The sequence below is a fragment of the Rickettsia endosymbiont of Hedychridium roseum genome (assembly GCF_964028255.1).
GTDB classification, from domain to species: Bacteria; Pseudomonadota; Alphaproteobacteria; order Rickettsiales; family Rickettsiaceae; genus Rickettsia; species Rickettsia asembonensis.
On record NZ_OZ034753.1, the window covers coordinates 1,105,198 to 1,127,979 of the forward strand.

A 22,782-nucleotide genomic window follows, 5' to 3' on the forward strand; every position below is an offset into this window, starting at 1 on the left:
GATTTCTGCTTTCGCAGGAATGACATAGAACTATGCGACAATGTTTACAATCAGCATCTTTATAAATGCGTTGAAAATCTTAAATGGAAATGCTGCGTATCGTCATATTTCTTCTTCTTAACCGGGAAACCCCAATCCATTCTGATCGGTGCAAAACGTGTTACCCAAATAAAGCCGAAACCAACTGAAGCTCTAAGCGATTTATCGTTATAAAAACCGTTTGGAGTTTGATATTGTTTCTTATTTAGACCTACTCCCCATACGCTTCCTAAATCCATAAAGACTGCACCGGTTAAATTAAATTCCTCAGGTACAGGTGTTGGGAAATTAAGCTCTGTTGAGAATGTGTAATATCGCTCACCGCCAAGTCCTTCATTAGTGACCTTTTCGCGAGGTCCTACACCACCGCTTGCAAAGCCTCTTAAACTATAATCACCTAAATTAAAGCGATCGGAAATTCTAATAATTTTTCCTCCAAGCCCTGCAATATCACCACCGGAAGCAGATAATTTTAAAGTAAGCTTGTTATGTATGAAAGATTTATAATATTTACCGTCAACTTCATGTTTTATATATTTGTTATCACCTCCAACGCCGGCAAATTCTTGGGTGCCGCTTACTAAATAACCATTCTTTGGAACAATTTTATTATCGGTTTGATCATAAGTAATAGTATGTCCTATAGCAGAAGTAATAAATCTTCCCATCTGCTCATTTAAGAATATTGAGCTTGATGGACTCGATGCACTTAAAATATCACGTTTAATTAAATAATCTATTTCGTGACCTAAACCCTCTTTAATTTCATAGCCAAGAGAAGTTTTAACCCCTATAGAGTGTAACTTATAGCTTTGATCGGTTGTATTTAATACACTAGCACCGCGTCCTGTATAGTTTCTAAAAGCATTTACGCCAAGCGATAAATCACGATCTAAAAAGTGTGGTTCGGTAATACCGCCGTAATAGCTTGTACTGTTTTTACTTACTTGTACACCGGCATTAAGTAGTTTACCGGTACCGACTAAATTACGCTCTAAGAAAGAGAAACGCCCGAATAAACCGCCAGCAGTATTATATCCTAAATCAAAACCTATAGAGGAAGTAGATTTTTCATCAACTTCAACGTTAACATCATATTTATATTTAGCTTTAGTCGGAGCTAAGCTAATTGCTACTTTCTCAAAATAATCTAAATTTCTAAGGTTACGCTCACCTTTTTCAATATATGAACGGTTAATTATGTCCCCTTCTTCTGTTTTAAATTCTCTTCTTATAACATGGTCTTCAGTTTTAAGGTTATTAATAATATTAAGTTTATTAATATAAACCTTATCAGCTTTCTCAATAATAAATTTAATATCTGCAGTATGATTAGCACTTTTCATTATATCCGGATAAACATTTACTGCAGGGTAACCGTTTGCTGTAAAATATTCTCCGATTTTTTCAGCTATATCATCAACCTTTTTCATATTGAAAACCTTGCCTTGCTTAATATTAACAATTTTATTAAGCGGTGTTATATCTATATTAGTTAATTTATTGTCTATTGTAATATTACCGAAGCTATATTTTTCTCCCTCTTCAATGGAATAGGTAAGGGTGAAATATTCTTTAGTATTATTGAGTTCTGCCGATGCCGAAATTACTCTAAAATCTGCAAAACCTACAGATTGATAAAACTCTCTCAGTAATTCTTTATCATATTCCACTCTATCAGGATCGTAAGTATCGTTACTTTCTAAAAAACGAAACCAACGAGATTCTTTAGTTAAAACAATAGATTTAAGTTCTGAATCACTATAATTTTCATTACCGCTAAAATAAATATATTTAATACCGGTTTTTGGTCCTTCTGCTATATCAAAAATAACCTTAACTCTGTTATTTTCTAAATTTTCGATTTTAGGCGTTACCGTGGTAGCAAAACGTCCTCTACGTTTATAAATTTCTAATATTTTCTTTACATCTAATTCAATTTTAGCTTGGCTAAGAGATTCGCCAGACATTGTATAAATTTCTTTAGCGAGCATATTAGTTTTGATTTTAGAATTACCGCTAAATACTACGCTACTTATAAAAGGCGTTTCAGTAACGTTAACTATTAAATTACCCTCATTTGTTATATGCATATTTATATTTCTAAAAAGTGAGGTGGCATATAAATTTTTTATTGCTTCATCTTCTTTAGAATTATTATAGGTTTCTCCTACCTTAAGCTTTAAATAGCTCTCAATAGTAGAACGCTCAACCCTATGGTTACCTTCGATAGTTATTTTACGAATTACAGAGTCAGCTAATGAAATATGATAATAAAAAATCGTTAATAATAAAATTGTTAACTTACTAATTGATCTGATTTTCACCTAAAACCTTCTTTAAGATTTAATTTAAATTTCTAATGTTTAAATACGATGTCATCCGGTGGTTTGACCACTGTATCCAAAAAAACAATACTAATAATCTTGGTATTTCTAACTGGATCCCGTGGTCAAACCACCGGATGACAGGTGCATTTAAACGTAATTAATGTACTCCACTATAGTAGATAATATAAACGAGAGCAAGCAAATCTATAATTTAGGAAAATAAATTTTGTATATCGTTAGAAACAGAGATTATAATAAGAAAAATTATTATTGCCGCTCCTAATTGTAATAAAATATTTTTAGTTTTAGGATTCGGTAATCTACCGGTAATTGCTTCATAGAGTATAAATATCAAATGTCCGCCGTCAAGTACCGGTATAGGTAGTAAATTAAGTAATCCTAAATTAACGGAAAGCATTGCTATAAATAATAGATACATTTGGGTTCCACCAGCTATAGATTTTCCTGACTCTTTAGCAATAGCTACCGGTCCTCCTATCTCATCGAATGAACGTTTTCCTACAATCATTTGCGATATTGCTTTTAGAGTTAAAGCAGACATATCTATAGTAGTATTAATAGCTTCCCAAAATCCTCCTAAAATTCCTATTTTAGTATGAATAGGTTCATTTTTAGCTATAATACCGATGCGAAGAGTTTTCTTAATTTTCTTTTCTTCGGGAGGCGATATAATGATTTCTTGAGGCATTATATTAACGATAAATTCCTCATTTTTTCTTTCTATAGTTAAAGTAGAAGAGCTAAAGCCGTTGATTAATATCTCTCTCTGTACGTCCCCAAAATCTTTAACAGATTTATCGTTAACCTTAACAATTTTATCTCCTTCTCTTAAGTCTGCTCTCTCTGCCGGTGATGAAGCTACTACATCACCTATTATAGGAGGAATCTCTGTTTTTCCAAAGTAACAATAAAAACCTGCAAATATTATTACGGCAAGTAAATAATTAATTAACGGACCTGCCGCAACTATTAAAAAACGTTCTAAACAAGATTTAGCATAAAAAGCTACTTTTTCGTTAACTTCTTTAGTCTTATCCATAAGGCTGCGATCATAACCGTAAATCTTGACATAACCGCCAAGCGGTATAAGACAAATCTTCCATCTAACTCCTCTTGTATCGGTAATGCCTATTAGTTCTTTACCGAAACCTATCGAGAATTCTTCAACTTTTACATTAAAATATCTAGCAATACAATAATGCCCAAATTCATGGATAAATACCAGGATACTTATTGTTATAATAAATCCGATTATAGACAACATAAAAATTTTATAAGTTTACTAATAAATTATTTTAAGGTATAAATTGCAGGGTTGTAGGTATTATTTCGTTGTTGTGAGCGGGCGTTGTTGTTTTGTTTCCGATGTCATTCCCGCGAAAGCGGGAATCCAGTCTTTTTTTATTTTTTTCTGGATACCGTGGTCAAGCCACGGTATGACACTGAACGTAATACTCACTCGCAATGACGAAAATTAAATTTTAAATTTCTTTTCTCTATGAGTTCAAATAAAATTAATAAAAAGTCGATTGCACGTATTGCAGCAGTGCAAGCTATTTATCAAAACATATTGCAAAATAACGATGATATGGATGATATCATACAAAATGTACTTTCTTTTTATCAAAATAATAATTCTACAACAGATTTACCTGAGAATTTAAAAATATCATTAAGTATAAGTCATTTTAAAATGCTGGTAAAGTCAGTATTTGAAAATATTAATAAACTAGACGAAATTATCGACAATCATTTAACAAATGATAAAGATCCTGCACATATGCCGATCTTACTCCGAGCTTTATTGCGGGTTAGTATATGTGAGCTATTATTTTGCCCTACTACTCCTGCTAAAGTAGTAATCAACGAATATACGGACATAGCAAATGATATGTTAAATGAACACGAGATTGGTTTTGTGAATTCAATATTAGACAAAATAGCTCAAGAAAATAATAAAATTTCATGACAAATAATTTAAGCGGTTATAGAAATAAATTCGTTAGAGTTAAGACTTCTAAAAAACGTACCGTCTCTTCTAGTAATTGGCTTAGACGCCAATTAAACGATCCGTATGTTGCAAAAGCACGTATAGAAGGCTTTAGGTCGAGAGCTGCATATAAACTACTTGAAATCCATGAAAAATTTAAACTTTTTAATCCTAACATGAAAATTGTTGATCTAGGAGCAGCTCCTGGGGGGTGGAGTCAAGTAGCTTCCAAGCTTATTAAAGCTTCGGATAATAGCCTAAATAATAAAATAATCTCTATCGATTTGTTAGAAATCGAATCTATTGCCGGAGTTGAGTTTTTTCAAAAAGACTTTTTTGAAGAAAATACGGAAAAATTAATTATTCAGGCTTTAGACGGTAAAGCTGATATAGTAATGAGTGATATGGCATCAAATACCATAGGTCATAAAGCTACAGACCATATAAGAACCTTACTTTTATGTGAGCAGGCTTTTGAATTTGCTTTAAAAGTATTAAAACCCTCTGGTCATTTTATTGCTAAAATTTTTCGTGGCGGTGCAGAAAATGAATTATTAAATAAAGTGAAGCGTGAATTTAGAACGGTGAAACATTTTAAACCTTCATCCAGCCGCAGCGAATCTACGGAAATCTATTTAGTTGCTCTAAATAAGAAATAATAGACTTCTTTCATAACTTGCTTCTAAGGGTAATTTGTGCGTCGATCCGGTACTCGCATGGCATTGTTGCGTGGACCGGTAAATGCTCTTTATGTCATTCTTAGCTAAAAGCGGGAATCCAGAAAAAAGTATAAATACAGAAAATTTTTGAAATTAAAAGCTCGATTTATCTCGCTTTATGCTGGATTCCTGCTTTCGCAGGAATGACATCGGTATCCACGCAACAACGTCTCCTCGCAATGACGACTTTCAGTATCCACGCAACAATGCCTACTCGCATCCTCACGTACTAAAGTGTACGCTGCGGCGGCAAGCACTTCCGTGTCTCCTACAAATTCCTCCTTATTAGCCACGTTATGCAAGAAGTCTAATCAATATGAAAGGCGAAAGGTGGTTTCCGCCTTTAACATACTAGAGGACATAGATGATAACCACTTATATCTCCTGTTGTTTTAACTTCCTGAGCGTATTCTTGACTGCAGCTTTGAAAATTATTATACATCCCAACTAAATTAGCTCCGGTTTCAGTTTCAACTATTTGATTATATAAATTATTTTTTAAATTTAGAGTATTTTTAGCATATTCTTGTGTTCCTGCTTCCCAATCATCTACGGTTAAAGTAATATTCTGTTTTAAATCAGAAAAATTAACAAGTCCATGTTTACTGATTCCGGCTATTATTTCCTCAAAGCCTTCGACTATTCCATTAATTCCTAAGTATTTTGTAACTTTTTGTTTGGCAAAATTATATAAATATGATGCCCATTCTTCTGATTGTGATAGTCCTGTTTTTTTACCAGGAAGTACCATTGTTGTTTTTCCCAAATGCTTATTAGTAATATTAATAAGATTATGTTTTGCATTATATATCTTGGAATGGGTAGCTAATTCTTCTATTGGAGTTGTTACTTTTCCGGTAAATAAATTTTTTTCTATGCCTCTTTCAATTATCGGTTTTGAGCCAGGGCTGTCAAAAGTTGTAGATTTATTAAAATGTAAGTTGCGAGAATGTATTTCTACTGAAGTTAAATCTGCAGTTATCGCTCCAAGTGAATGACCACTAGTATTAAAACTATATTCCGTGGCTTTACTTAAGCCGCCTAATTTGTTAATTACTTCATTAACAAAATCCTGAAGCGGAGTTAGTTTAGTAGGTAAATAGTGAAGAGCGATAAGCAAGTCGTCTAATAAATCATATATATTGAATTTTGTGCCGGCACTAGCAATATGAACTTCTTTAGTTTCTTTATTTATAAATGCGACGGCTTTATAACCATATTTAGCAGTGCTGACATAATCACATGAAGCAGTTAGTATTTCCCAGCCACTATCTGTTAATTGTTCATTGATCTTTGATGCTTCTAGATTATAAACATTTAAATCATCAGTTTTATATGCGAGGTCTAATCCTATATAAGCAAGTTTTTTAGTGCTAATATGTTTAGAATTTTTGTATGTAGACATATCTACCTCTTTTTTATCGCTATTACCATAAAATATGGTTTTTTCTAAAAAATGTCAAGCATTAACATTAATTAACTTATTATTAAATAAAGGTTGACATTTGATTACCTTTGTTATATAGTGCACTTGCGTTATATTTAAAAAAAACCATGAAACATGGTAACTTAAACAAGGAGATAAACTATTATTAGTACGTAATTTATTCGGAAGTAATAAACCTATTACTTACTTATCTTTAATAGAAAAAGCAAAAGCAGATTATAGTTTTTATACAAAACTAGCATCAGGAAGTTTTCTTGCAGGAATAAGTAGTTTTTTTCATCTAGTAGTTGGCTAAGCAAAATACCTTTAATAACAGGGGCTGTTTTTGGTACTAGTTATGGGGCAAAAGGCATTATGGATAGTAATGAACAAATAAAACTTTTTATAAAGCTCATGAAGCAACTAAAGTTGAAGAGTATTTAGCTACTTCGGGGTTAGGAAGTTTTGTATACGGTACTGCTATAGATAAAAACGGTGTAGATAAATTTACCGGTAAATATATTGAAGGAACAAACGGTAAGATAATATCTAATGCAATAACTCGTGTGCCAACCTTAAGTTTAACGGAAGACGGCGTTGGTTACAAACATAATGGTGGTTATGAAATAGTAGAATCAACAGATCGTGCGTTATATCAGGAAATACCTAGCGTGAAAGGACAATATACAAATAAATTAGTTCTAGATACTAGTATTCTTTCTTTACATGGTTGTATTATTCAGCAGCTAATACAAAATGGCTATTCAAGTGACGATATTGAAAAAGCTTTAAGTTTAGGAACTGTTGAAAAGAGAGAAAGTTACAAAAATAAGCAATTAGCAGAATACAAGCCAAATTTGACAAGTAAGCTATGGCATGGTACAGAGAAAGCTATGCAAAATAAAGAAGTAGAACTTTCAAAAGAAATACAAAAATATGCTGAAATAAATGAAGCTTATGAAGCATTATTTAACCACCACACTTCTAGTACTAGCGAAGAGCAAGAAGAGCAGTTTTATAGCTTTGATTATAATATAATCTTAATGATGATCAAACTCAAATCTTAGGAGATGAGGGAGATGAAGGATATATATCTGATATTGCCTAGTAACTAAATACAAAATTTTCTAAAGAGTAAGATTATAGATCTATAATCTTACTCTTTTTTATTTAATAACCTCTTTAGCTCTCTTTTCAAAAGCTATAATCATTTTTTCGGTTGCTTTGGTAAAATAAGTACCAATTAATTTATCCAGTATTAAGGACTTCATTTTAAAATCAATAAAGAATTTTAATTCAGTTCCTGCCGTGCATGGAACAAATTGCCAAGTACTTTTTAAATATTCAAAAGGTCCTGAAATAGCTACCGTATTAATCAAATATATTCCATCATCTGTTATTTCGCTTGTAACTCGTGAGTTATATTTTTCTGAAAAGCCTTTTAACTGAATTACTAACTCAGCAATGATCTCATATTTATCTTCTGAAATAACTCTAGAAGCAGAACACCAAGGCAAGAATTTAGGATAAGATTTTACGTCCCAGACCAAATCAAACAATTCTTGCGGTTTATAGGGTAAAATTTTTGTTTGCTGGAAAAAAGCCATCAGAAGTCAGTTACTTTACCTTTATGCTGCCAATCACCGTATCTTGTCGGTTCTAAGCCTTTAACGCCGCCGATTTCTTTTTCTTTTGGTGCAGCGTCATTCACAAAGCTTGATACAGGCGAATTTTTTGAGTTAAGTCTGTACTCACGGACGTAAGTACGCCCCGTAGACTTACTCTTAAATTCATCCTGTCTGAAGCTTTGTGAATTTAGCTGTATATTTTCTTCTTTTGATATATTATTAGACATCTTTGCAAACTTCGCTTCTAGAGGTAATTTAGACGTCGAACCGGTACTCGCATCCTCACGTACTAGTGTGTACGCTGCGGTGCGAGCTGAAGTGTCTCCTTTAAATTCCTCTCTATAAGCTGGTTTGGAAAGATGTCTATTATTTTTTTTATCATCCATAATATTAAAGCATGAAGTATAACCGTATCTATATTAATAGTCATTTAGCTGAAAATAGCAAGATAGAATTAGCAGGTGATCATGTTCATTATGTTAAAACGGTGCTACGTCTTAAAGTAAATGATAGCTTGCGTATCTTTAACGGTACGGATGGAGAATTTTTAGCACAAATTACCGATATAGGTAAGCATAACCTATCGGTTATACTTAAAGAACAGTTAAAAAAGCCGTATACAGAATCTGCGTTAACTCTTGCTGCTGCTATAATAAAGCAAGATAAATTAATGCTTGCAATAAATATGGCTACGCAATTCGGTATAACTAAAATTATTCCGTTAATTACTAGGCGGTGTCAATTTAGAACGATAAATATCGAACGTTTAACGAAATGTGTTATTGAAGCAACAGAGCAATCAGAACGTCTTACTCCCCCGATAATTGAAAGAGCTATCACAATACAAGATTACCTTAAAGAGAATAATAATTTGATGTTATATGCTAATGAACATGAAAAAGAAGAAAATTCTATATTACGAATTTTATCATCACTTAGTAATAGTGATATAACTATTATTATAGGACCGGAGGGAGGCTTTACTAATGATGAACTGGAACTTCTTGCCTCATATAAGAATACAAAATCTGTAAGTTTAGGAAGTAATATATTACGTGCTGAAACAGCAGCAATAGCTGCTATAGCACAAGTGAAGCTGTTAGGTGGATTAGCCTTATTGTCACCCCGTGGCTTGATCACGGGGTCTAGTTAAAAATACTAAATATTTTAGTATTTTTAGTTATTTTTTAGATACCGCGGTCAAGCCGCGGTATGACACCGACTACGGAGGTATATAGCTTTACTTCGCCTTTTCTATTCCGGGTTTACAAAATAGCTTACCTAAACAAAGGAAAGAATATACACCACAAAAGCCTATAATTATATAAAGTATTGTAACAATAATTGGAAATGAGCCAAATAAAAGTGTGACTAAATTAAAATTAAATAATCCGACTAAGCCCCAATTTATAGCACCTATAGAAGATAATAAATGTATAGTAGTAATAAGCGGATTATTAGAAGTATTTATTAACATATTTAAGCTCCTTTTAGTTAAACGTAAAATAATCATTTCTCATTTTGAACTATATGTCTACTAAATTTTATAATTCTATAATTTATTAATCCTTCTTAAAAGTTTGATATATTACAGGTATAACAAAAATTGTAAATATAGTACCGATGCTTAATCCTACAACTATTACAAAGCCTATAGAATTACGAGCAGCAGCACCGGCTCCATCTGCAAAGACTAGAGGTAAAGCTCCGACTACAGCAGCAAGGGTAGTCATAAGAATTGGACGCAAGCGAAGTTTTGAGGATTCTATTATAGCTTCTTGAACCTTTACTCCTTTTTCTCTTAGCTGATTAGCAAATTCTACTATCATAATAGAATTCTTAGTAATTAATCCAATTAAAGTAATAAGTCCGATATTACTATACATATTAAGGCTATTACCGGCAAGCCAGAGAGCAAGTACACCGCCAGTTATTGAGAAAGGTACGGCGAGTAATATTAATAAATGGTCAGTAAAGCTTTCAAATTGAGCTACAAGCACTAAATAGATAAATACAAGAGCAAATACAAATGTTATAAGCATATTACTGTCTGCCTCTCTCATTTGTTTAATTTCGCCGATATATTCAATTATAGTATTACTAGGGTCAAGTAACTTAGCGGCTATTTTATTGATTTCATTAATTGCATTATTAATTTTTCCGTCAGGAGCAAGATCGGAAGAAATAGTAACGGATTTTGAATTATTATAATGACTATATGATTTTACTGATATTTTTTCTGTAATATTGGCTATCGATTCCAGCGGTAACATATTATTATTTTTTGCCCTGATTAAAATTTTACTAAAATCGCTAATATCTTTTCGATCTTTTTGATTAAATTGCAATATAACGTCATATAAATCATTACCCATTCTAAAATCCCCGATTTGTTGACCTGCAAGTAAATATTGTACCGTTTTGCCTATATTTGCCAAATCCATTCCGTATAAATAAGCCTTATCACGGTTGACTTCTATACTTATAGTCGGCATTGCCGATTGTAAATTTCTATTGACGTTTAAGAAAATAGGATTTGTTTTCATTATATCAATAAATTGTTGTGATATTTTATCTAAATCATCATATTCAAGGTTCGTTTGAATAGTAAACTCGATAGGGCTACTTGCATTCCCGCTAACCATTGAACGTGGATCCATAGCGAAAATCGACATGCCCGGTATTTCGGAAAACTGCTTATTTAACATATTTTTAATAGTTTCTTGGGAACGAGAACGCTCACCCCAATCTTTTAACGGAATGAATCCAAAAACATTATCACTACCGCCTGCACCTATTACCATCAGATAACCTAATATATCTTTATAATTAGCAAGGACTTTTTCGGCTTCTTTCACTACTTTAGTAGAGGATTCTAAACTAGAACCTTCAGGTCCTTTAAGAGAAACTTGTAAAAATCCGTCATCTTCTTGGGGTACGAAAATTTTTTGAGTAAATTTAAAACTAATAATCAGCACTATAAAAGATGATGCAATAATGATGACAAATTTCTTTTTATTGTCAAAAGTTAGCTTTAGATAGTAAATATATTTATTTTGAATAAATTGTAGAATGTCGTTAAACTTTACTAAGAATTTCGGTAAGTCCGTATTATGTTTTGTAACCATACGACTTGACATCATAGGAGTTAAAGTTAAAGCAACAAATCCTGAGAACAAAACGCAAAATGCTAAAGTCCAAGTAAATTCAATAAATAATTTTCCGATAAAACCCTCTATAAAACCGACGGGTAAAAATACGGCAGCAAGCGTAATAGTCATAGCAATGATTGCAAAGCCGATTTCTTTAGAAGCAAGTAAAGCTGCTTCCATGGGTTTATGCCCCATTTCATTATATCTAAAAATATTTTCAAGCATAACTATCGCATCATCGACGACTAAACCTATAGCAAGTATCATAGCAAGGAGCGTAAATATATTAATAGAAAATCCAAAAGCATACATTACGCTAAAAGTACCGATCAACGATACCGGAATCGTCACAAACGGAATCAAAGTAATTTTAGCAGAAGCAAGAAATAAATACGTGACTAAAACTACTAATATTAAAGCTTCAAAAATTGTTTGAAATACCGCATAAATTGATGCTTTTACAGGTGTTGCTCCATCATATGCGATACCCATGCTTATTCCACTCAGCATTGATTCTTTAATTCTTTCTAGCTCTTTAGTTACTTCATTTGATAAATCTAATGACATTAGCTTTTGATTCTTTTATAAGACCAAGAGCAATGGAGCTTTTGCCGTTATATCTGAAAATTATGTCCTCATCGGGAGAGGTTAAAGATATTTTCGCTATATCTCGTAATTTTATGATACCTCCGTTTTGTACTTTTAGAATAATATTACCGAATTCTTCTGGTGTAGATAAAGAACCTTCAAGAGTGACTATAAAATTATTACTTTTTGTTTTAATCGTACCTGCGGGATAATCTTTATTTTGCTCTTTTATTGCGGATTCAATCTCCAATAAAGAAATTTTATGTTGATATAATTTTTTGGAGTCAGGTTCTATTCTCATTATATATTCCCGACCGCCGTAAATTTGTGACTGTCCTACACTTTCAAGTTTATCTAAAGGTGTTTGTAGATTATCTTCGACGATCTTTGTTAATTCTAAATCGCTATATTGATCACTTTCAACACTTATGAAGAGGCTTGGGAAACTATCGGCATCAAGTTTTGCAACTGATGGGGCTTTCATATCTTGCGGAAACATATAAGTGATATCCGATATTTTAGAACGAACATCGTTTAATGCTACTTCAATATCGGTAGATAGTAAAAATGATAAAGTAATACTACTTTCGCCTGTAGAACTTTGAGAAGTTATATAATCTAAATTTTTAACCGTCTTTAAAGCTTTTTCTATACGCGTCGTTATTTCTTTTTCCATATATAAAGCATCGGCACCTGCATAATGAGCTTCGACATTTATAATGGGAACTGAAATATCCGGAGTTCCTCTAATTTGTAGTTTGGTAAAAAAAATTGCTCCAAGAGCTACGATAACCAAACTCAAAACTGTAGCAAAGACAGGGCGTTTAATACAAATTTTAGACAATAACATTGGATTTAATATATTTTTCTTTAAAAATTTTATTCTAAATTAATGTGAATAGCGAATTATTACATAAATCTGCTATTCGGTTAGAAATATTCTATATAACAAAGTGAAAGATGGTTTCCAACTTATTATATAATAAATTAAGTATATATTGTTTTTTATTAAAAAACTTATAATTTTTTACAAAGTAGAAAATTAGCTTTTGTAATTTACTATTGACAATAAATTAGGGTTTTAATGATAAATTTTCACTTTAATTACTTGATTAAGATAGTTTTAACAGTATAACTGATGTAAAATGGCTACATTTTTCTATAAATTAATATAATAACATATATATTTTAAACTTTGTAAATAACTGGCATTTGCAGTATGTGGGTAGTTTGTTATAATTAACTCACATAAAAAAATATATTGATGTATATTATTGCCAGTTGTATATATTGTTTTATAAAAAAATATCAATACATATTAACCCATTAAAGGAGAGTTGATTTTATTATGAGTACACATAACAAAAAAGAACCAAAAAAAATGAATAAAACCGAATTTATAGCATTTATGACCGATCATGGTCATAATCATAAACATGCTTCACATAAAACATTAACAAAAGCTGATGCTGAGAAAGCACTTAATTTAGTTCTTGATAGTGTGATTAGTGCTATAAAGAGCCACCATAATATTAATATAACAGGTTTCGGTTCATTTGAAATACATCATAGAAAAGCACGTGAGGGCCGTAACCCAAAAACCGGAGCAAAAATGAAAATAGATGCTTACAATCAACCTACTTTTAGAGCTGGAAGAAAAATGAAAGAAGCTTGTAATTAAAAGAAGTAACTTATTACAGTACTGATAATTTCCAAACCCCGTTACAAGCTTGCGGGGTGACACTAGAAAAACCGGCTCATGCAATAATGCTCTGCAAAAGCCGGAATGATATAGAACAATTCTTAAGTATAATTCATAACGATATTGCAACCATTGATAATTGAACGCCTAGAGTTTAACTTAAAACATAATAAGCTATATAATAGTTGGCTTATCGAATCCGAAAATATAGAGCAAGCTTTAAAAGATTTAGAAGATTTTATATATAGTAAGCTTTTTAAGAATAGCATTCCTCTTGAAAACAATCCTGATTATCATTTCATCGCTAGGGAAACTTCAACTACATCTAATGCTAAAAATATTTCTATTGAACAAATAAGAAAATTACAAGATTTCTTAAGTAAAACTTCTGCAATTTCAGGTTATAAAGTTGCCGTAATTTATGCGGCTGATCTTATGAATTTAAATGCGGCGAATTCATGCTTAAAAATTCTTGAAGATGCACCAAAGAATAGTTACATTTTTTTAATTACTTCAAGAGCTGCAAGTATTATATCTACAATTAGATCAAGATGCTTTAAAATTAATGTTAGCTCATCTCAACCTCATTCTATAAATGAATTATATCTTCAATTTATTCAGCCGATAGCAAATAATGAAACGTTAGATGTTATTAATCGTTTTACTACTAAAGACCGAGAATTATGGCTAGATTTTATTGATAATTTATTATTATTATTGAATAGAATTCTTAAAAAATCGGCTAACGTTAATATTGAGCTTCTAGATTTAGAAAATAAGATTTTTGATAAACTGCCAAATAAGCATCCTTCCTATTTACTACAAAAATTTACCGATATAAAAAAGTTAATATATAATACCGTTGATTATGATTTAGACTTAAAAACAAGTTATATATTAGTAGTGAATGAGTTTTTTAGTAATTAACACGATATCACTACGTTCCTTTCCACGTTATCCATAAAAGGCGTTATTGCATGGATAGGTAAAACCCGTTGTGGTCACCCCGTGGCTTGACCACGGGGCCATAAAAACAACTTGAAATACTAATAATTTTAGTATTTTTAACTGGATCCCGCTACAAGCTCGCGGGATGACAACGGAAAATCGATCTATGCAACAACGCCTACATAAAACCATAAAATATATTGTTGCTAAAATATATTGAGCAAAATATATTAGAATTTTATAAATTAAATTATTTGCATGTTTAAAACTTTAACACAAAATTTAACGAAGATTTTTGATAAGCTAGTTAGCTCAGGGATTTTAACGGAAGCCCAAATAGATGCTGCTATGCGGGATATAAGAGTAGCTCTTTTAGAGTCGGATGTTGCATTACCGGTGATAAAAGATTTTATAGCAGAAGTAAAACAAAAGGCACTCGGACAGGAGGTTATTAAATCAGTTTCACCGGGGCAGATGATAATTAAAATTATTCATGAAGAGATGATAAATCTCTTAGCTTCAAGTGAAAGTGAGACAAAGCTAAATTTAAATTCAAAGCCGCCGGTAAATTTCCTAATGGTAGGGCTGCAAGGAAGCGGTAAAACTACGGCGAGTAGTAAGCTTGCTTTACGACTTAAAAATCAAAATAAAAAAGTTTTACTTGTTTCTTTGGATACTTACAGACCGGCCGCACAAGAGCAACTGGCTATACTTGCAAACTCAGTACAGATTAATTCATTACCTATTGTGCAAGGTGAGAAACCTCTTGATATTGTCAAAAGAGCTATTGCCGAGGCTAAAATTTCTGCTTATGACGTCGTAATTTATGATACGGCAGGTCGTACACAAATTGATAAAGAGATGATGGAGGAAGCCCTTGCAATAAAAAAGATAGTGGAACCTACGGAAACTTTGTTAGTAATTGATAGTATGACAGGGCAGGATGCAGTAGTTACGGCAAGTAGCTTTAATGAAAAGTTAGAGATTTCAGGATTAATTTTATCTAGAATTGATGGCGATTCCAAGGGCGGTGCAGCACTCAGTGTAAAATATATTACTAAAAAGCCGATTAAATTTTTAAGTAGCGGTGAAAAACTAACTGATTTAGAAGAATTCGATGCTGAACGTTTAGCTTCTCGAATACTTGATATGGGTGATATTATCTCTTTTGTTGAAAAAGCAGCTAGTATCGTTGATAGAGAAGAAGCCGAAAAAACGGCCGCTAAATTGAAAAAAGGTAAGTTTGATTTAAATGATTATCTTCAGCAAATGAGAAGTATAAAAAAAATGGGAGGTTTTGGAAGTATACTTAGCATGTTACCGGGTAGCGGTAAAATTATGGATCAAATAGATCAATCAAAATTAAATAGTAAAATAATTGAACATCAAGAAGCAATTATTTTATCTATGACGCTGAAAGAACGTAAAAATCCTGACATCATTAATGCTTCTCGTAGAAAACGTATAGCTGCTGGAGCAGGGACTACGGTACAAAAGGTAAATATTTTGCTAAAGCAATATAAGCAAATAAGCGAGATGATGAAAAAAGCCAGTAAAATGAACCCTAAAAATCTATTACGTAGCGGAATTGGAAAATTATTTTCGTAAAACGGCATTATTGCGTAGAGGGTTTTAGAGTCATTGAGAGCGACTTTTGGTGTTGTTGTGTGGCTAGTTTATGTCATTCCAGCTAGGCATTGTTGTGTGGATACCAAAACCGTCATTGTGAGGAGGCGTTGTTGCGTGGACCGGTAAATGCTCTTTATGTCATTCCCGCGAAGGCGGGAATCCAGAAAAAAAGTATAAATACAGCAAATTTTTGAAATTAAAAGCTCGATTTATCTCGCTTTATGCTGGATTCCCGCCTTCGCGGGAATGACATCGGTATCCACGCAACAATGCCTTGCGAGGAGTGAAGCTTTGCTGCAATCTAGAAAAAGTAATAAAAAATGCTAAAAATTAGCATTTTTACTGGATTGCCGCACGGTCTTCGACCGCTCGCAATGACGGTGCCATGTCCGCTATCACTACTCTCTAAGAAATAAGTTGTAATGTTTGGATTTTGCTCAAGTACATATTCAAAAATTCGTGCATGCCATGGATGTACACGTTGATCAAGCACTGAACCGGTAATTAAAATAGTAGGATATTTTTGAGTTAAAGATAAATTTTCTAAAGGTGCATATTTTTTAATATGTACTAAATCATTTGGATTTTCCGGATCTCCATATTCAGTTATCCATGAATGTCCTGCTCCAAATTCTTTATAGCGTACCATATCAAGTATAGGTACTTCACACGCTATAGCTCCGATTAAATCGGGACGCTGTGTCATTGCAACACTTAATAGCAATCCGCCGTTACTTCCTCCTTTAATTCCTAAATACTCAGGGTTAGTAATGTTTTGCTTTATTAAATCCTCTGTTACTGCAATAAAATCATTAAAGCCGGTTTGACGTTTTATTCCTTGAGCCGCCTTATGCCACTCAGGACCAAATACTCCGCCGCCTCTGATATTAGCAAGAACACTCACTCCGCCATGTTTAACCCATACTTCATTTTCCATGCGAGAGAAATATGGAGAGTTGATTACTTGAAAACCACCATATGCTTCAAGTAACGTTGGATTCTTACCGTCAAATTTTATACCTTTTTTATAGACAATAAAATATGGTATTTTAACTCCATCCGAGCTTGTTGCTTCTTTCTGCTCTACAACGTAATTTTTGCTATCAAACGGATATAAAGGCTTTCTAATAACTTTTAATTCATGAGTTTTATCCCATAAATATATAGTTGGAGGAACTATAGAATTTTCTATAGTAATTAATGCATCTTCTTCCTCATCATCAGACAACATACCAAAAATTGCATTTCCATAAGGCAGTTTTAAAGTTACCAGTTTTGTCCATTCATTATTTTCTAATGTAAATGTTACTACTTTTGAAATAACATTCTCGTAGCTAGTTAAAAATACTGTATCTTTAGTCATTCCTACAAAATAAAATACTTCCTTCTCTGTTGGGGTAAATAATATTTTTAAGCTAGCTTTATAATGATTATCAACTTATAAACGTGCATGATATATCTGATAAAGAATTGAAAAAAAATTCTTGGTCCGGAATTTTACAATTTTTCATGAAGCATATTCATGAACGTGATTTATTGAAAAGATGGGAAGAGATAGCTGATCTCTTAACTAAATTTGCTAAAGTTAATATTGGCATTGATTATATAGAGCTAATTTTATTCTATACTTTGACCAAGATTAAGCAAAGTGATATAATGGAAGTAGAAAACATACTTAAATCAAAATTAAATTCTAAAAAAAGAGAAAAAATTATGGGAAGTATAGTAGAACATTGGTTGCAAGAAGGTAGAAGAAAAGAAAAAATTATTATAGCAAAAAATTTAATCAAAGCCGGTTTAAAAACTGACTTAATAATTGCCTCAACAGGCTTAAAAAAAGAAGAAATTGAGAAGTTACGACAAACTGCCTGAATTCTTAAAAATATGAGAGTTATGGCTAATGATTTAAGCATTTATATTCACTGGCCGTTTTGTTTGTCAAAATGTCCATATTGTGATTTTAATTCTCATGTGGCAAGCACTATAGATCATCATCAGTGGCTTAAATCCTATGAAACGGAAATAGAGTATTTTAAGGATATTATTCAAAATAAATACATTAAATCTATTTTTTTCGGTGGCGGTACTCCCTCTTTAATGAATCCTGTAGTCGTTGCAGGAATAATAAATAAAATCAGTAATCTAGCAATTATTGATAATAAAACCGAGATAACTCTAGAAACTAATCCCACATCCTTTGAAACTGAGAAGTTTAAAGCATTCAAATCCGTCGGAATTAATCGTGTTTCAATTGGAGTACAATCCTTAAAAGAAGACGATTTAAAAAAATTAGGTAGAACTCATGATGCTTTGCAAGCCATCAAAACAATTGAGGCAGCAAATTCGATTTTTCCAAGAGTATCATTTGATTTAATATATGCACGTAGCGGTCAGAAATTAAAAGACTGGCAAGAAGAATTAAAGCAAGCTATGCAACTCGCAAATGGCCATATCTCTCTTTATCAATTGACTATAGAAAAAGGTACACCTTTTTATAAATTATTTAAGGAGGGTAATCTGATTTTGCCGCATTCAGATGAGGCAGCTGAAATGTACGAATGGACGAATCATTATCTAGAATCTAAAAAATATTTTAGATATGAGATATCTAATTATGCTCTAGCAAATCAGGAATGTTTGCATAATTTGACTTATTGGAATTATAATAATTATTTAGGTATAGGTCCTGGAGCTCATAGTAGAATAATTGATACTTCAAGTTCGGTATCGGCAATTATGATGTGGCATAAACCTGAAAAATGGTCAGACTCGGTTAACGTAAAAAATGTCGGTATTCAAACTAATACTAAGTTAACGCATCAAGAAATCATTGAAGAAACGTTAATGATGGGTTTACGCCTTAAAAGCGGTATAAATATTGCGGCACTAGAGCAGAAAATAAATGCAAAATTAGCAGATATTTTAGACATGAATAACTTGCAGCATTATCAAGCATTAGATTTAATTAAAATAAATGAAAATATCTATCTTACCGATAAAGGTTTAATGCTCCATAGCTACATAGTACCTAGATTGATCAGGTAATTAACAACGGTTAGCAATGGCATTGCCTATACCGCCACCACCGCTTATAGGATTGAGTGGACAACCTATGTCATATAGCGATGTTGGGGCTGCATTACTACAGAATAGTCCGAGTTCTTATTCAACAAATATAGTAGAAGATGCTTATTTAAATAAAAAAGTTTCAAGGTGCTGTCTCACTAAGTGTGTAAATTTCTAGGATAGGTTATATTAACAATAATATAATTTATCAGGAATAACATGAGTAACAGTAACCAAGAGAAGATAAAACAAGCAGTAGATTTGCTAATAGATAAAGATACTGATTTAACGAGTTTTTTTGCCAAAGACGGGATATTAAAGCAGTTAACTAAAAATATATTTGAAAGAGCCTTAAAAGCTGAGATGGATGAGCATCTTGTCTATAACAAATATGGCAGGATAGAGACTGACAATAGTAGAAATGGTGTATGCAAAAAAAGCCTAATTACTGAAGGTGGAGTATTGGAACTTGAAGTACCACGTGATAGAAATGCTGAATTTTCTCCTGTACTAGTGCCAAAGCGTCAGACTAGGATTGATGGATTAGATCAGAAGATATTATCCTTATATGCTAAAGGGATGAGCCTCTCTGACATTAAGATTCAGATTCATGAGCTATATGGTGCAGAGAACAGTGAAAGCCTTATTAGTCGGGTTACCGATAATGTTATGGATGAGGTCAGGAGTTGGCAGAATAGGCCTCTGGAAGCCATATATGCTATAGTATATTTTGATGCACTTATAGTTAAAGTACGTCAAGATAAGAGAATTATCAATAAGGCAGTATATGTAGCTTTAGGTGTAGATTTAACCGGAAGGAAAGATATTTTAGGCTTGTGTATTAGCGAGAATGAGGGAGCTAAATTTTGGTTAAATAATTTTACTGAAATGAAAGACAGGGGATTAAAAGATATCTTAATTGCTTGTAGCGATAATCTAACGGGCATGAGTGAGGCGATATCTGCAGTATATCCACAAACTGAGCATCAGCTGTGCATTGTACATCAAATCAGAAATAGTTTGTCATATGTAAGCTATAAAGATCGTAAAGAACTTGCAGCAGATTTGAAGCTAGTATACAGCTCTATCACTGAGGATGAAGCACTTACTGCCTTATCTGATTTTGATATGAAATGGGGCAAACAGTACCCACATATTGCAAAATCATGGCAAAATAATTGGCAGAATTTGATAATTTTTTTACAATACCCAGAAGTGATTAGGCGTATCATTTATACAACCAATGCAATCGAAGGTTTAAATAGTCAATTACGCAAGGTTACTAATAACAAAAGGGGTTTTCCTAACGACGACTCTGTATTTAAGACTTTGTACTTGACAATTGACTATATTACGCGAAAATGGAATATGCCTATCCAAAATTGGGGAGAGGCCATGGCTCACTTTTTGATAAAATTTGAGGGGCGAATTTAATGCCTATTTTAGAATTTACACACTTATATATCCAGAGCCAGCTTTTAATTTCAAAAATTTGTTGTATTTATACTTTTTTCTGGATTCCCGCTTTTAGCTAAGAATGACATAAAGAGCATTTACCGGTCCACGCAACAATACCTGCTCGCAATGACGATTGAGATAGCCATGCAACAATGTCATCGCCCTAGCAGCAATTATAACTTCTTATTCTTTCTCTGCATTTTTTCTAGCTGACGGTGATAGCATAATGCTTAGCTCTTTTAGAGCTTTATCTTCTACATAGCTTGGAGCGTTCATTAGTAAATCTTCAGCTTGCTGATTTAAAGGAAATGCAATTATTTCTCTTATATTAGTAGCTTCTGAGAGTAGCATAACGATTCTGTCAATACCGGGAGCTATTCCGCCATGTGGTGGAGCACCAAACTTAAACGCTCTAATCATACCGCCAAATCTCTTATCAACTTCCTCCTCACTATAACCTGCTATGGAAAATGCTTTATACATAATCTCAGGCTTATGGTTTCTAATAGCACCGCTAGAAAGCTCTATACCGTTACAAACAATATCATACTGGTATGCATTAAGCTCAAGTAGTTCTTCAGTTGTTTTAGCATTTTCTAAGGCTTCCAAACCACCTTGTGGCATAGAAAATGGATTATGGCTAAAATCAATTTTTCCTGTTTCTTCATTTAATTCATAAAATGGAAAATCAGTAATCCAACAGAATTTAAAGCAATCTTTTTCAAGTAAATCAAGCTCTTCACCAAGTCTTATTCTAACCTTACCTGCAAGCTTTGCAGCTTTTTCTTTTTTATCGCTAGCAAAAAATACGGCATCACCGTTACTAATACTAGCTGTAGCTTTTAGACTTTCTAATTGCTGCGGGCTTAAGAATTTTGCTACCGGTCCTTTTGCTTCACCGGTTTCACTAAACTGAATATAGCCAAGTCCACCTGCTCCTTCTGATACCGCAAACTCTATCATTTTATCGAAGAAACTACGAGGCAGTGCAGCTGCCTTAGGGGCAGGAATTGCACGAACAATACTACCTTCTTTGATATTCTCTCTGAAAATCGTAAAATCGGAATCTCTAAATATCTCAGTTACATCAGCAATTATAATAGGATTTCGTAAATCAGGCTTATCAGAGCCGTATTTTAGCATAGATTCATTATATGGAATACGAACAAAAGGAGTCTTTGATACTTTTTTATCCGTGAATTTAGTGAATAAATCATACATCACAGGCTCAATAGTACTAAATACGTCTTCCTGTGTAACAAACGACATTTCTACATCTAGCTGATAAAACTCGCCAGGTGATCTATCGGCTCTTGCATCTTCATCCCGAAAACAAGGAGCAATTTGGAAATAACGATCAAAGCCTGATACCATCAATAACTGCTTGAATTGCTGAGGTGCTTGCGGTAACGCATAGAACTTACCAGGATGCATCCTACTCGGTACTAAGAAATCCCTAGCACCTTCAGGTGAACTTGCCGTTAAAATCGGTGTTTGAAATTCGGTAAAACCTCTTCCCGTCATCAAATGACGAATATGAGCAATAATTTGTGAACGTAGTATTATATTATTATGTAACTTCTCACGTCTAAGATCTAAAAAACGATGCTTAAGCCTTGAATCTTCCGGAGCATCTTTTTCGGTATTAATAACAAAAGGTAGAGTATCTGCAACCGATTCAACAATAAATTCACCTGCTAAGACCTCAATATGACCTGTCGGAAGCGTATCATTAATAGTATCATTTGATCTTGCTACAACTGTACCGCTTACCGTAATTACCGACTCATAACGCAAACGGCTTGCATCTTCCATAAGCTGCTGGTTTTGATCGGTAAACACGATTTGAGTTATACCATAATGATCACGTAAATCTATGAAAACTAGATTACCGTGATCTCTTCTTCTATGTACCCAACCGGATAATTTAACTTCTTTCCCAACATCGGATATTTGTAATTCGTTACAATTATGAGTTCTATATTTATGCATTTTCTACGTATATTTCTTTCCTTTATACATATACATAAAATTACAGAGTTTCGCAAATAAAAACTAAAGTTTTACCTTGCCAAAATTTTATCTT

At 32.8% G+C, this 22,782-nt stretch carries 21 protein-coding genes and 5 pseudogenes; 13 read left to right on the top strand and 13 right to left on the bottom strand.

Translation table 11 applies throughout. The features are described from left to right. Positions 1 to 59 precede the first annotated feature (59 nt). Complete coding sequence (gene bamA / locus AC5587_RS06465; protein WP_499162206.1) at positions 60 to 2,366, bottom strand: outer membrane protein assembly factor BamA; 2,307 nt, start codon at positions 2,364 to 2,366, stop codon at positions 60 to 62. 35 nt (positions 2,367 to 2,401) lie between these two features. Between bamA and AC5587_RS06470 the strand changes: the two genes are divergently transcribed. Beyond that, on the top strand, positions 2,402 to 2,530 hold the full coding sequence (locus AC5587_RS06470) for a hypothetical protein (protein WP_499162207.1): 129 nt from the start codon (positions 2,402 to 2,404) through the stop codon (positions 2,528 to 2,530). Between the two features lie 50 nt (positions 2,531 to 2,580). Here the strand turns inward: AC5587_RS06470 and rseP are convergent, their stop codons facing one another. Beyond that, positions 2,581 to 3,654, bottom strand: a complete 1,074-nt coding sequence (gene rseP / locus AC5587_RS06475; RefSeq protein WP_499162208.1) for an RIP metalloprotease RseP — start codon at positions 3,652 to 3,654, stop codon at positions 2,581 to 2,583. A gap of 60 nt (positions 3,655 to 3,714) precedes the next feature. Further along, positions 3,715 to 3,849: a hypothetical protein gene (locus AC5587_RS06480; protein WP_499162209.1), complete on the bottom strand. Its 135-nt coding sequence runs from the start codon at positions 3,847 to 3,849 to the stop codon at positions 3,715 to 3,717. A 39-nt stretch (positions 3,850 to 3,888) separates the two neighbouring features. On the opposite strand from AC5587_RS06480, the gene nusB reads away from it, so the two are divergent. Both nusB and AC5587_RS06490 read left to right on the top strand, forming a co-directional pair. Continuing rightward, a complete protein-coding gene (gene nusB, locus AC5587_RS06485) occupies positions 3,889 to 4,359 on the top strand; it encodes a transcription antitermination factor NusB (protein WP_410527563.1) in 471 nt (156 codons plus the stop codon). Beyond that, positions 4,356 to 5,039 (top strand): RlmE family RNA methyltransferase, encoded by a 684-nt coding sequence (locus AC5587_RS06490; RefSeq protein ID WP_499162210.1) that lies wholly within the window; start codon positions 4,356 to 4,358, stop codon positions 5,037 to 5,039. Before nusB ends, AC5587_RS06490 begins: the two co-directional genes overlap by 4 nt. A 272-nt stretch (positions 5,040 to 5,311) precedes the next feature. On the opposite strand, the pseudogene AC5587_RS06495 reads toward AC5587_RS06490, so the two are convergent. Next, positions 5,312 to 5,401 (bottom strand): annotated as a pseudogene (locus AC5587_RS06495) (palindromic element RPE1 domain-containing protein); the annotation flags it as partial. Positions 5,402 to 5,442: 41 nt separating this feature from the next. Further along, complete coding sequence (gene rlip / locus AC5587_RS06500; protein ID WP_499162211.1) at positions 5,443 to 6,504, bottom strand: secreted effector lipase Rlip; 1,062 nt, start codon at positions 6,502 to 6,504, stop codon at positions 5,443 to 5,445. A 220-nt stretch (positions 6,505 to 6,724) separates the two neighbouring features. On the opposite strand from rlip, the pseudogene AC5587_RS06505 reads away from it, so the two are divergent. Then, positions 6,725 to 7,633 (top strand): annotated as a pseudogene (locus AC5587_RS06505) (hypothetical protein). 58 nt (positions 7,634 to 7,691) lie between these two features. Here AC5587_RS06505 and AC5587_RS06510 read toward each other — a convergent pair. The 3 genes and pseudogenes from AC5587_RS06510 to AC5587_RS06520 all read right to left on the bottom strand — a co-directional run. Then, entirely contained in the window at positions 7,692 to 8,132 is a 441-nt protein-coding gene (locus AC5587_RS06510) for a type II toxin-antitoxin system RatA family toxin (protein WP_499162212.1), read from the bottom strand. Continuing rightward, positions 8,132 to 8,368 (bottom strand): DUF1674 domain-containing protein, encoded by a 237-nt coding sequence (locus AC5587_RS06515; RefSeq protein ID WP_410526597.1) that lies wholly within the window; start codon positions 8,366 to 8,368, stop codon positions 8,132 to 8,134. The genes AC5587_RS06510 and AC5587_RS06515 overlap by 1 nt, the downstream gene beginning before the upstream one ends. Continuing rightward, a pseudogene (locus AC5587_RS06520) lies at positions 8,348 to 8,539 on the bottom strand (palindromic element RPE1 domain-containing protein); the annotation flags it as partial. The gene AC5587_RS06515 and the pseudogene AC5587_RS06520, both read right to left, overlap by 21 nt. Before the next feature lie 11 nt (positions 8,540 to 8,550). Between AC5587_RS06520 and AC5587_RS06525 the strand changes: the two are divergent. After that, complete coding sequence (locus AC5587_RS06525; protein WP_499162213.1) at positions 8,551 to 9,306, top strand: 16S rRNA (uracil(1498)-N(3))-methyltransferase; 756 nt, start codon at positions 8,551 to 8,553, stop codon at positions 9,304 to 9,306. Positions 9,307 to 9,393: 87 nt separating this feature from the next. Here the strand turns inward: AC5587_RS06525 and AC5587_RS06530 are convergent, their stop codons facing one another. Together AC5587_RS06530 and AC5587_RS06535 are read right to left on the bottom strand one after the other, a co-directional pair. Continuing rightward, positions 9,394 to 9,630, bottom strand: a complete 237-nt coding sequence (locus AC5587_RS06530; protein WP_040257031.1) for a DUF378 domain-containing protein — start codon at positions 9,628 to 9,630, stop codon at positions 9,394 to 9,396. A gap of 85 nt (positions 9,631 to 9,715) precedes the next feature. Then, positions 9,716 to 12,743 (bottom strand): annotated as a pseudogene (locus tag AC5587_RS06535) (efflux RND transporter permease subunit). Between the two features lie 498 nt (positions 12,744 to 13,241). On the opposite strand from AC5587_RS06535, the gene AC5587_RS06540 reads away from it, so the two are divergent. Together AC5587_RS06540 and AC5587_RS06545 are read left to right on the top strand one after the other, a co-directional pair. After that, positions 13,242 to 13,574, top strand: coding sequence for an HU family DNA-binding protein (locus AC5587_RS06540; protein ID WP_008579420.1), 333 nt, complete (start codon positions 13,242 to 13,244; stop codon positions 13,572 to 13,574). A 153-nt stretch (positions 13,575 to 13,727) separates the two neighbouring features. Continuing rightward, the gene (locus tag AC5587_RS06545; protein ID WP_499163012.1) at positions 13,728 to 14,522 is read left to right on the top strand and encodes a DNA polymerase III delta subunit-related protein; all 795 of its coding nucleotides are present in this window, start codon (positions 13,728 to 13,730) and stop codon (positions 14,520 to 14,522) included. Positions 14,523 to 14,549: 27 nt separating this feature from the next. Here the strand turns inward: AC5587_RS06545 and AC5587_RS06550 are convergent, their stop codons facing one another. Further along, positions 14,550 to 14,735 carry a hypothetical protein gene (locus AC5587_RS06550; RefSeq protein WP_499162214.1) on the bottom strand — a complete coding sequence of 62 codons (186 nt, stop codon included), beginning with the start codon at positions 14,733 to 14,735 and terminating at the stop codon, positions 14,550 to 14,552. A 66-nt stretch (positions 14,736 to 14,801) separates the two neighbouring features. Between AC5587_RS06550 and ffh the strand changes: the two genes are divergently transcribed. Then, the gene (gene ffh / locus AC5587_RS06555; protein WP_218460780.1) at positions 14,802 to 16,151 is read left to right on the top strand and encodes a signal recognition particle protein; all 1,350 of its coding nucleotides are present in this window, start codon (positions 14,802 to 14,804) and stop codon (positions 16,149 to 16,151) included. An 89-nt stretch (positions 16,152 to 16,240) separates the two neighbouring features. Beyond that, on the top strand, positions 16,241 to 16,366 hold the full coding sequence (locus AC5587_RS06560; protein ID WP_410526582.1) for a hypothetical protein: 126 nt from the start codon (positions 16,241 to 16,243) through the stop codon (positions 16,364 to 16,366). Between the two features lie 185 nt (positions 16,367 to 16,551). Here the strand turns inward: AC5587_RS06560 and AC5587_RS06565 are convergent. Next, a pseudogene (locus tag AC5587_RS06565) lies at positions 16,552 to 17,595 on the bottom strand (prolyl oligopeptidase family serine peptidase); the annotation flags it as partial. A gap of 23 nt (positions 17,596 to 17,618) precedes the next feature. On the opposite strand from AC5587_RS06565, the gene AC5587_RS06570 reads away from it, so the two are divergent. Genes AC5587_RS06570 through AC5587_RS06585 form a run of 4 tightly spaced genes read left to right on the top strand, consistent with a single transcriptional unit; the run spans position 17,619 to position 20,672 of the window. Further along, on the top strand, positions 17,619 to 18,044 hold the full coding sequence (locus AC5587_RS06570) for an RpnC/YadD family protein (RefSeq protein WP_499162215.1): 426 nt from the start codon (positions 17,619 to 17,621) through the stop codon (positions 18,042 to 18,044). Positions 18,045 to 18,056: 12 nt separating this feature from the next. Further along, positions 18,057 to 19,217 carry a radical SAM family heme chaperone HemW gene (gene hemW / locus AC5587_RS06575; RefSeq protein ID WP_499162216.1) on the top strand — a complete coding sequence of 387 codons (1,161 nt, stop codon included), beginning with the start codon at positions 18,057 to 18,059 and terminating at the stop codon, positions 19,215 to 19,217. Between the two features lie 16 nt (positions 19,218 to 19,233). Continuing rightward, on the top strand, positions 19,234 to 19,416 hold the full coding sequence (locus AC5587_RS06580) for a hypothetical protein (protein ID WP_499162217.1): 183 nt from the start codon (positions 19,234 to 19,236) through the stop codon (positions 19,414 to 19,416). A 41-nt stretch (positions 19,417 to 19,457) separates the two neighbouring features. Then, positions 19,458 to 20,672, top strand: coding sequence for an IS256 family transposase (locus AC5587_RS06585; protein ID WP_499161854.1), 1,215 nt, complete (start codon positions 19,458 to 19,460; stop codon positions 20,670 to 20,672). Between the two features lie 207 nt (positions 20,673 to 20,879). On the opposite strand, the gene aspS is transcribed toward AC5587_RS06585, so the two are convergent. Beyond that, positions 20,880 to 22,688, bottom strand: a complete 1,809-nt coding sequence (aspS, locus tag AC5587_RS06590) for an aspartate--tRNA ligase (protein ID WP_499162218.1) — start codon at positions 22,686 to 22,688, stop codon at positions 20,880 to 20,882. Positions 22,689 to 22,782: the final 94 nt, after the last annotated feature.

Coding starts and splice junctions, on each gene's coding strand:
- AC5587_RS06540 (WP_008579420.1), top strand. CDS start 13,242: ATGAGTACACATAACAAAAAAGAACCAAAAAAAATGAATAAAACCGAA.
- aspS (WP_499162218.1), bottom strand. CDS start 22,688: ATGCATAAATATAGAACTCATAATTGTAACGAATTACAAATATCCGAT.
- AC5587_RS06490 (WP_499162210.1), top strand. CDS start 4,356: ATGACAAATAATTTAAGCGGTTATAGAAATAAATTCGTTAGAGTTAAG.
- AC5587_RS06510 (WP_499162212.1), bottom strand. CDS start 8,132: ATGGCTTTTTTCCAGCAAACAAAAATTTTACCCTATAAACCGCAAGAA.
- ffh (WP_218460780.1), top strand. CDS start 14,802: ATGTTTAAAACTTTAACACAAAATTTAACGAAGATTTTTGATAAGCTA.
- AC5587_RS06550 (WP_499162214.1), bottom strand. CDS start 14,735: ATGGTTTTATGTAGGCGTTGTTGCATAGATCGATTTTCCGTTGTCATC.
- rseP (WP_499162208.1), bottom strand. CDS start 3,654: ATGTTGTCTATAATCGGATTTATTATAACAATAAGTATCCTGGTATTT.
- AC5587_RS06530 (WP_040257031.1), bottom strand. CDS start 9,630: ATGTTAATAAATACTTCTAATAATCCGCTTATTACTACTATACATTTA.
- AC5587_RS06470 (WP_499162207.1), top strand. CDS start 2,402: ATGTTTAAATACGATGTCATCCGGTGGTTTGACCACTGTATCCAAAAA.
- rlip (WP_499162211.1), bottom strand. CDS start 6,504: ATGTCTACATACAAAAATTCTAAACATATTAGCACTAAAAAACTTGCT.
- AC5587_RS06580 (WP_499162217.1), top strand. CDS start 19,234: ATGGCATTGCCTATACCGCCACCACCGCTTATAGGATTGAGTGGACAA.
- AC5587_RS06525 (WP_499162213.1), top strand. CDS start 8,551: ATGAAGTATAACCGTATCTATATTAATAGTCATTTAGCTGAAAATAGC.
- AC5587_RS06585 (WP_499161854.1), top strand. CDS start 19,458: ATGAGTAACAGTAACCAAGAGAAGATAAAACAAGCAGTAGATTTGCTA.
- hemW (WP_499162216.1), top strand. CDS start 18,057: ATGAGAGTTATGGCTAATGATTTAAGCATTTATATTCACTGGCCGTTT.
- nusB (WP_410527563.1), top strand. CDS start 3,889: ATGAGTTCAAATAAAATTAATAAAAAGTCGATTGCACGTATTGCAGCA.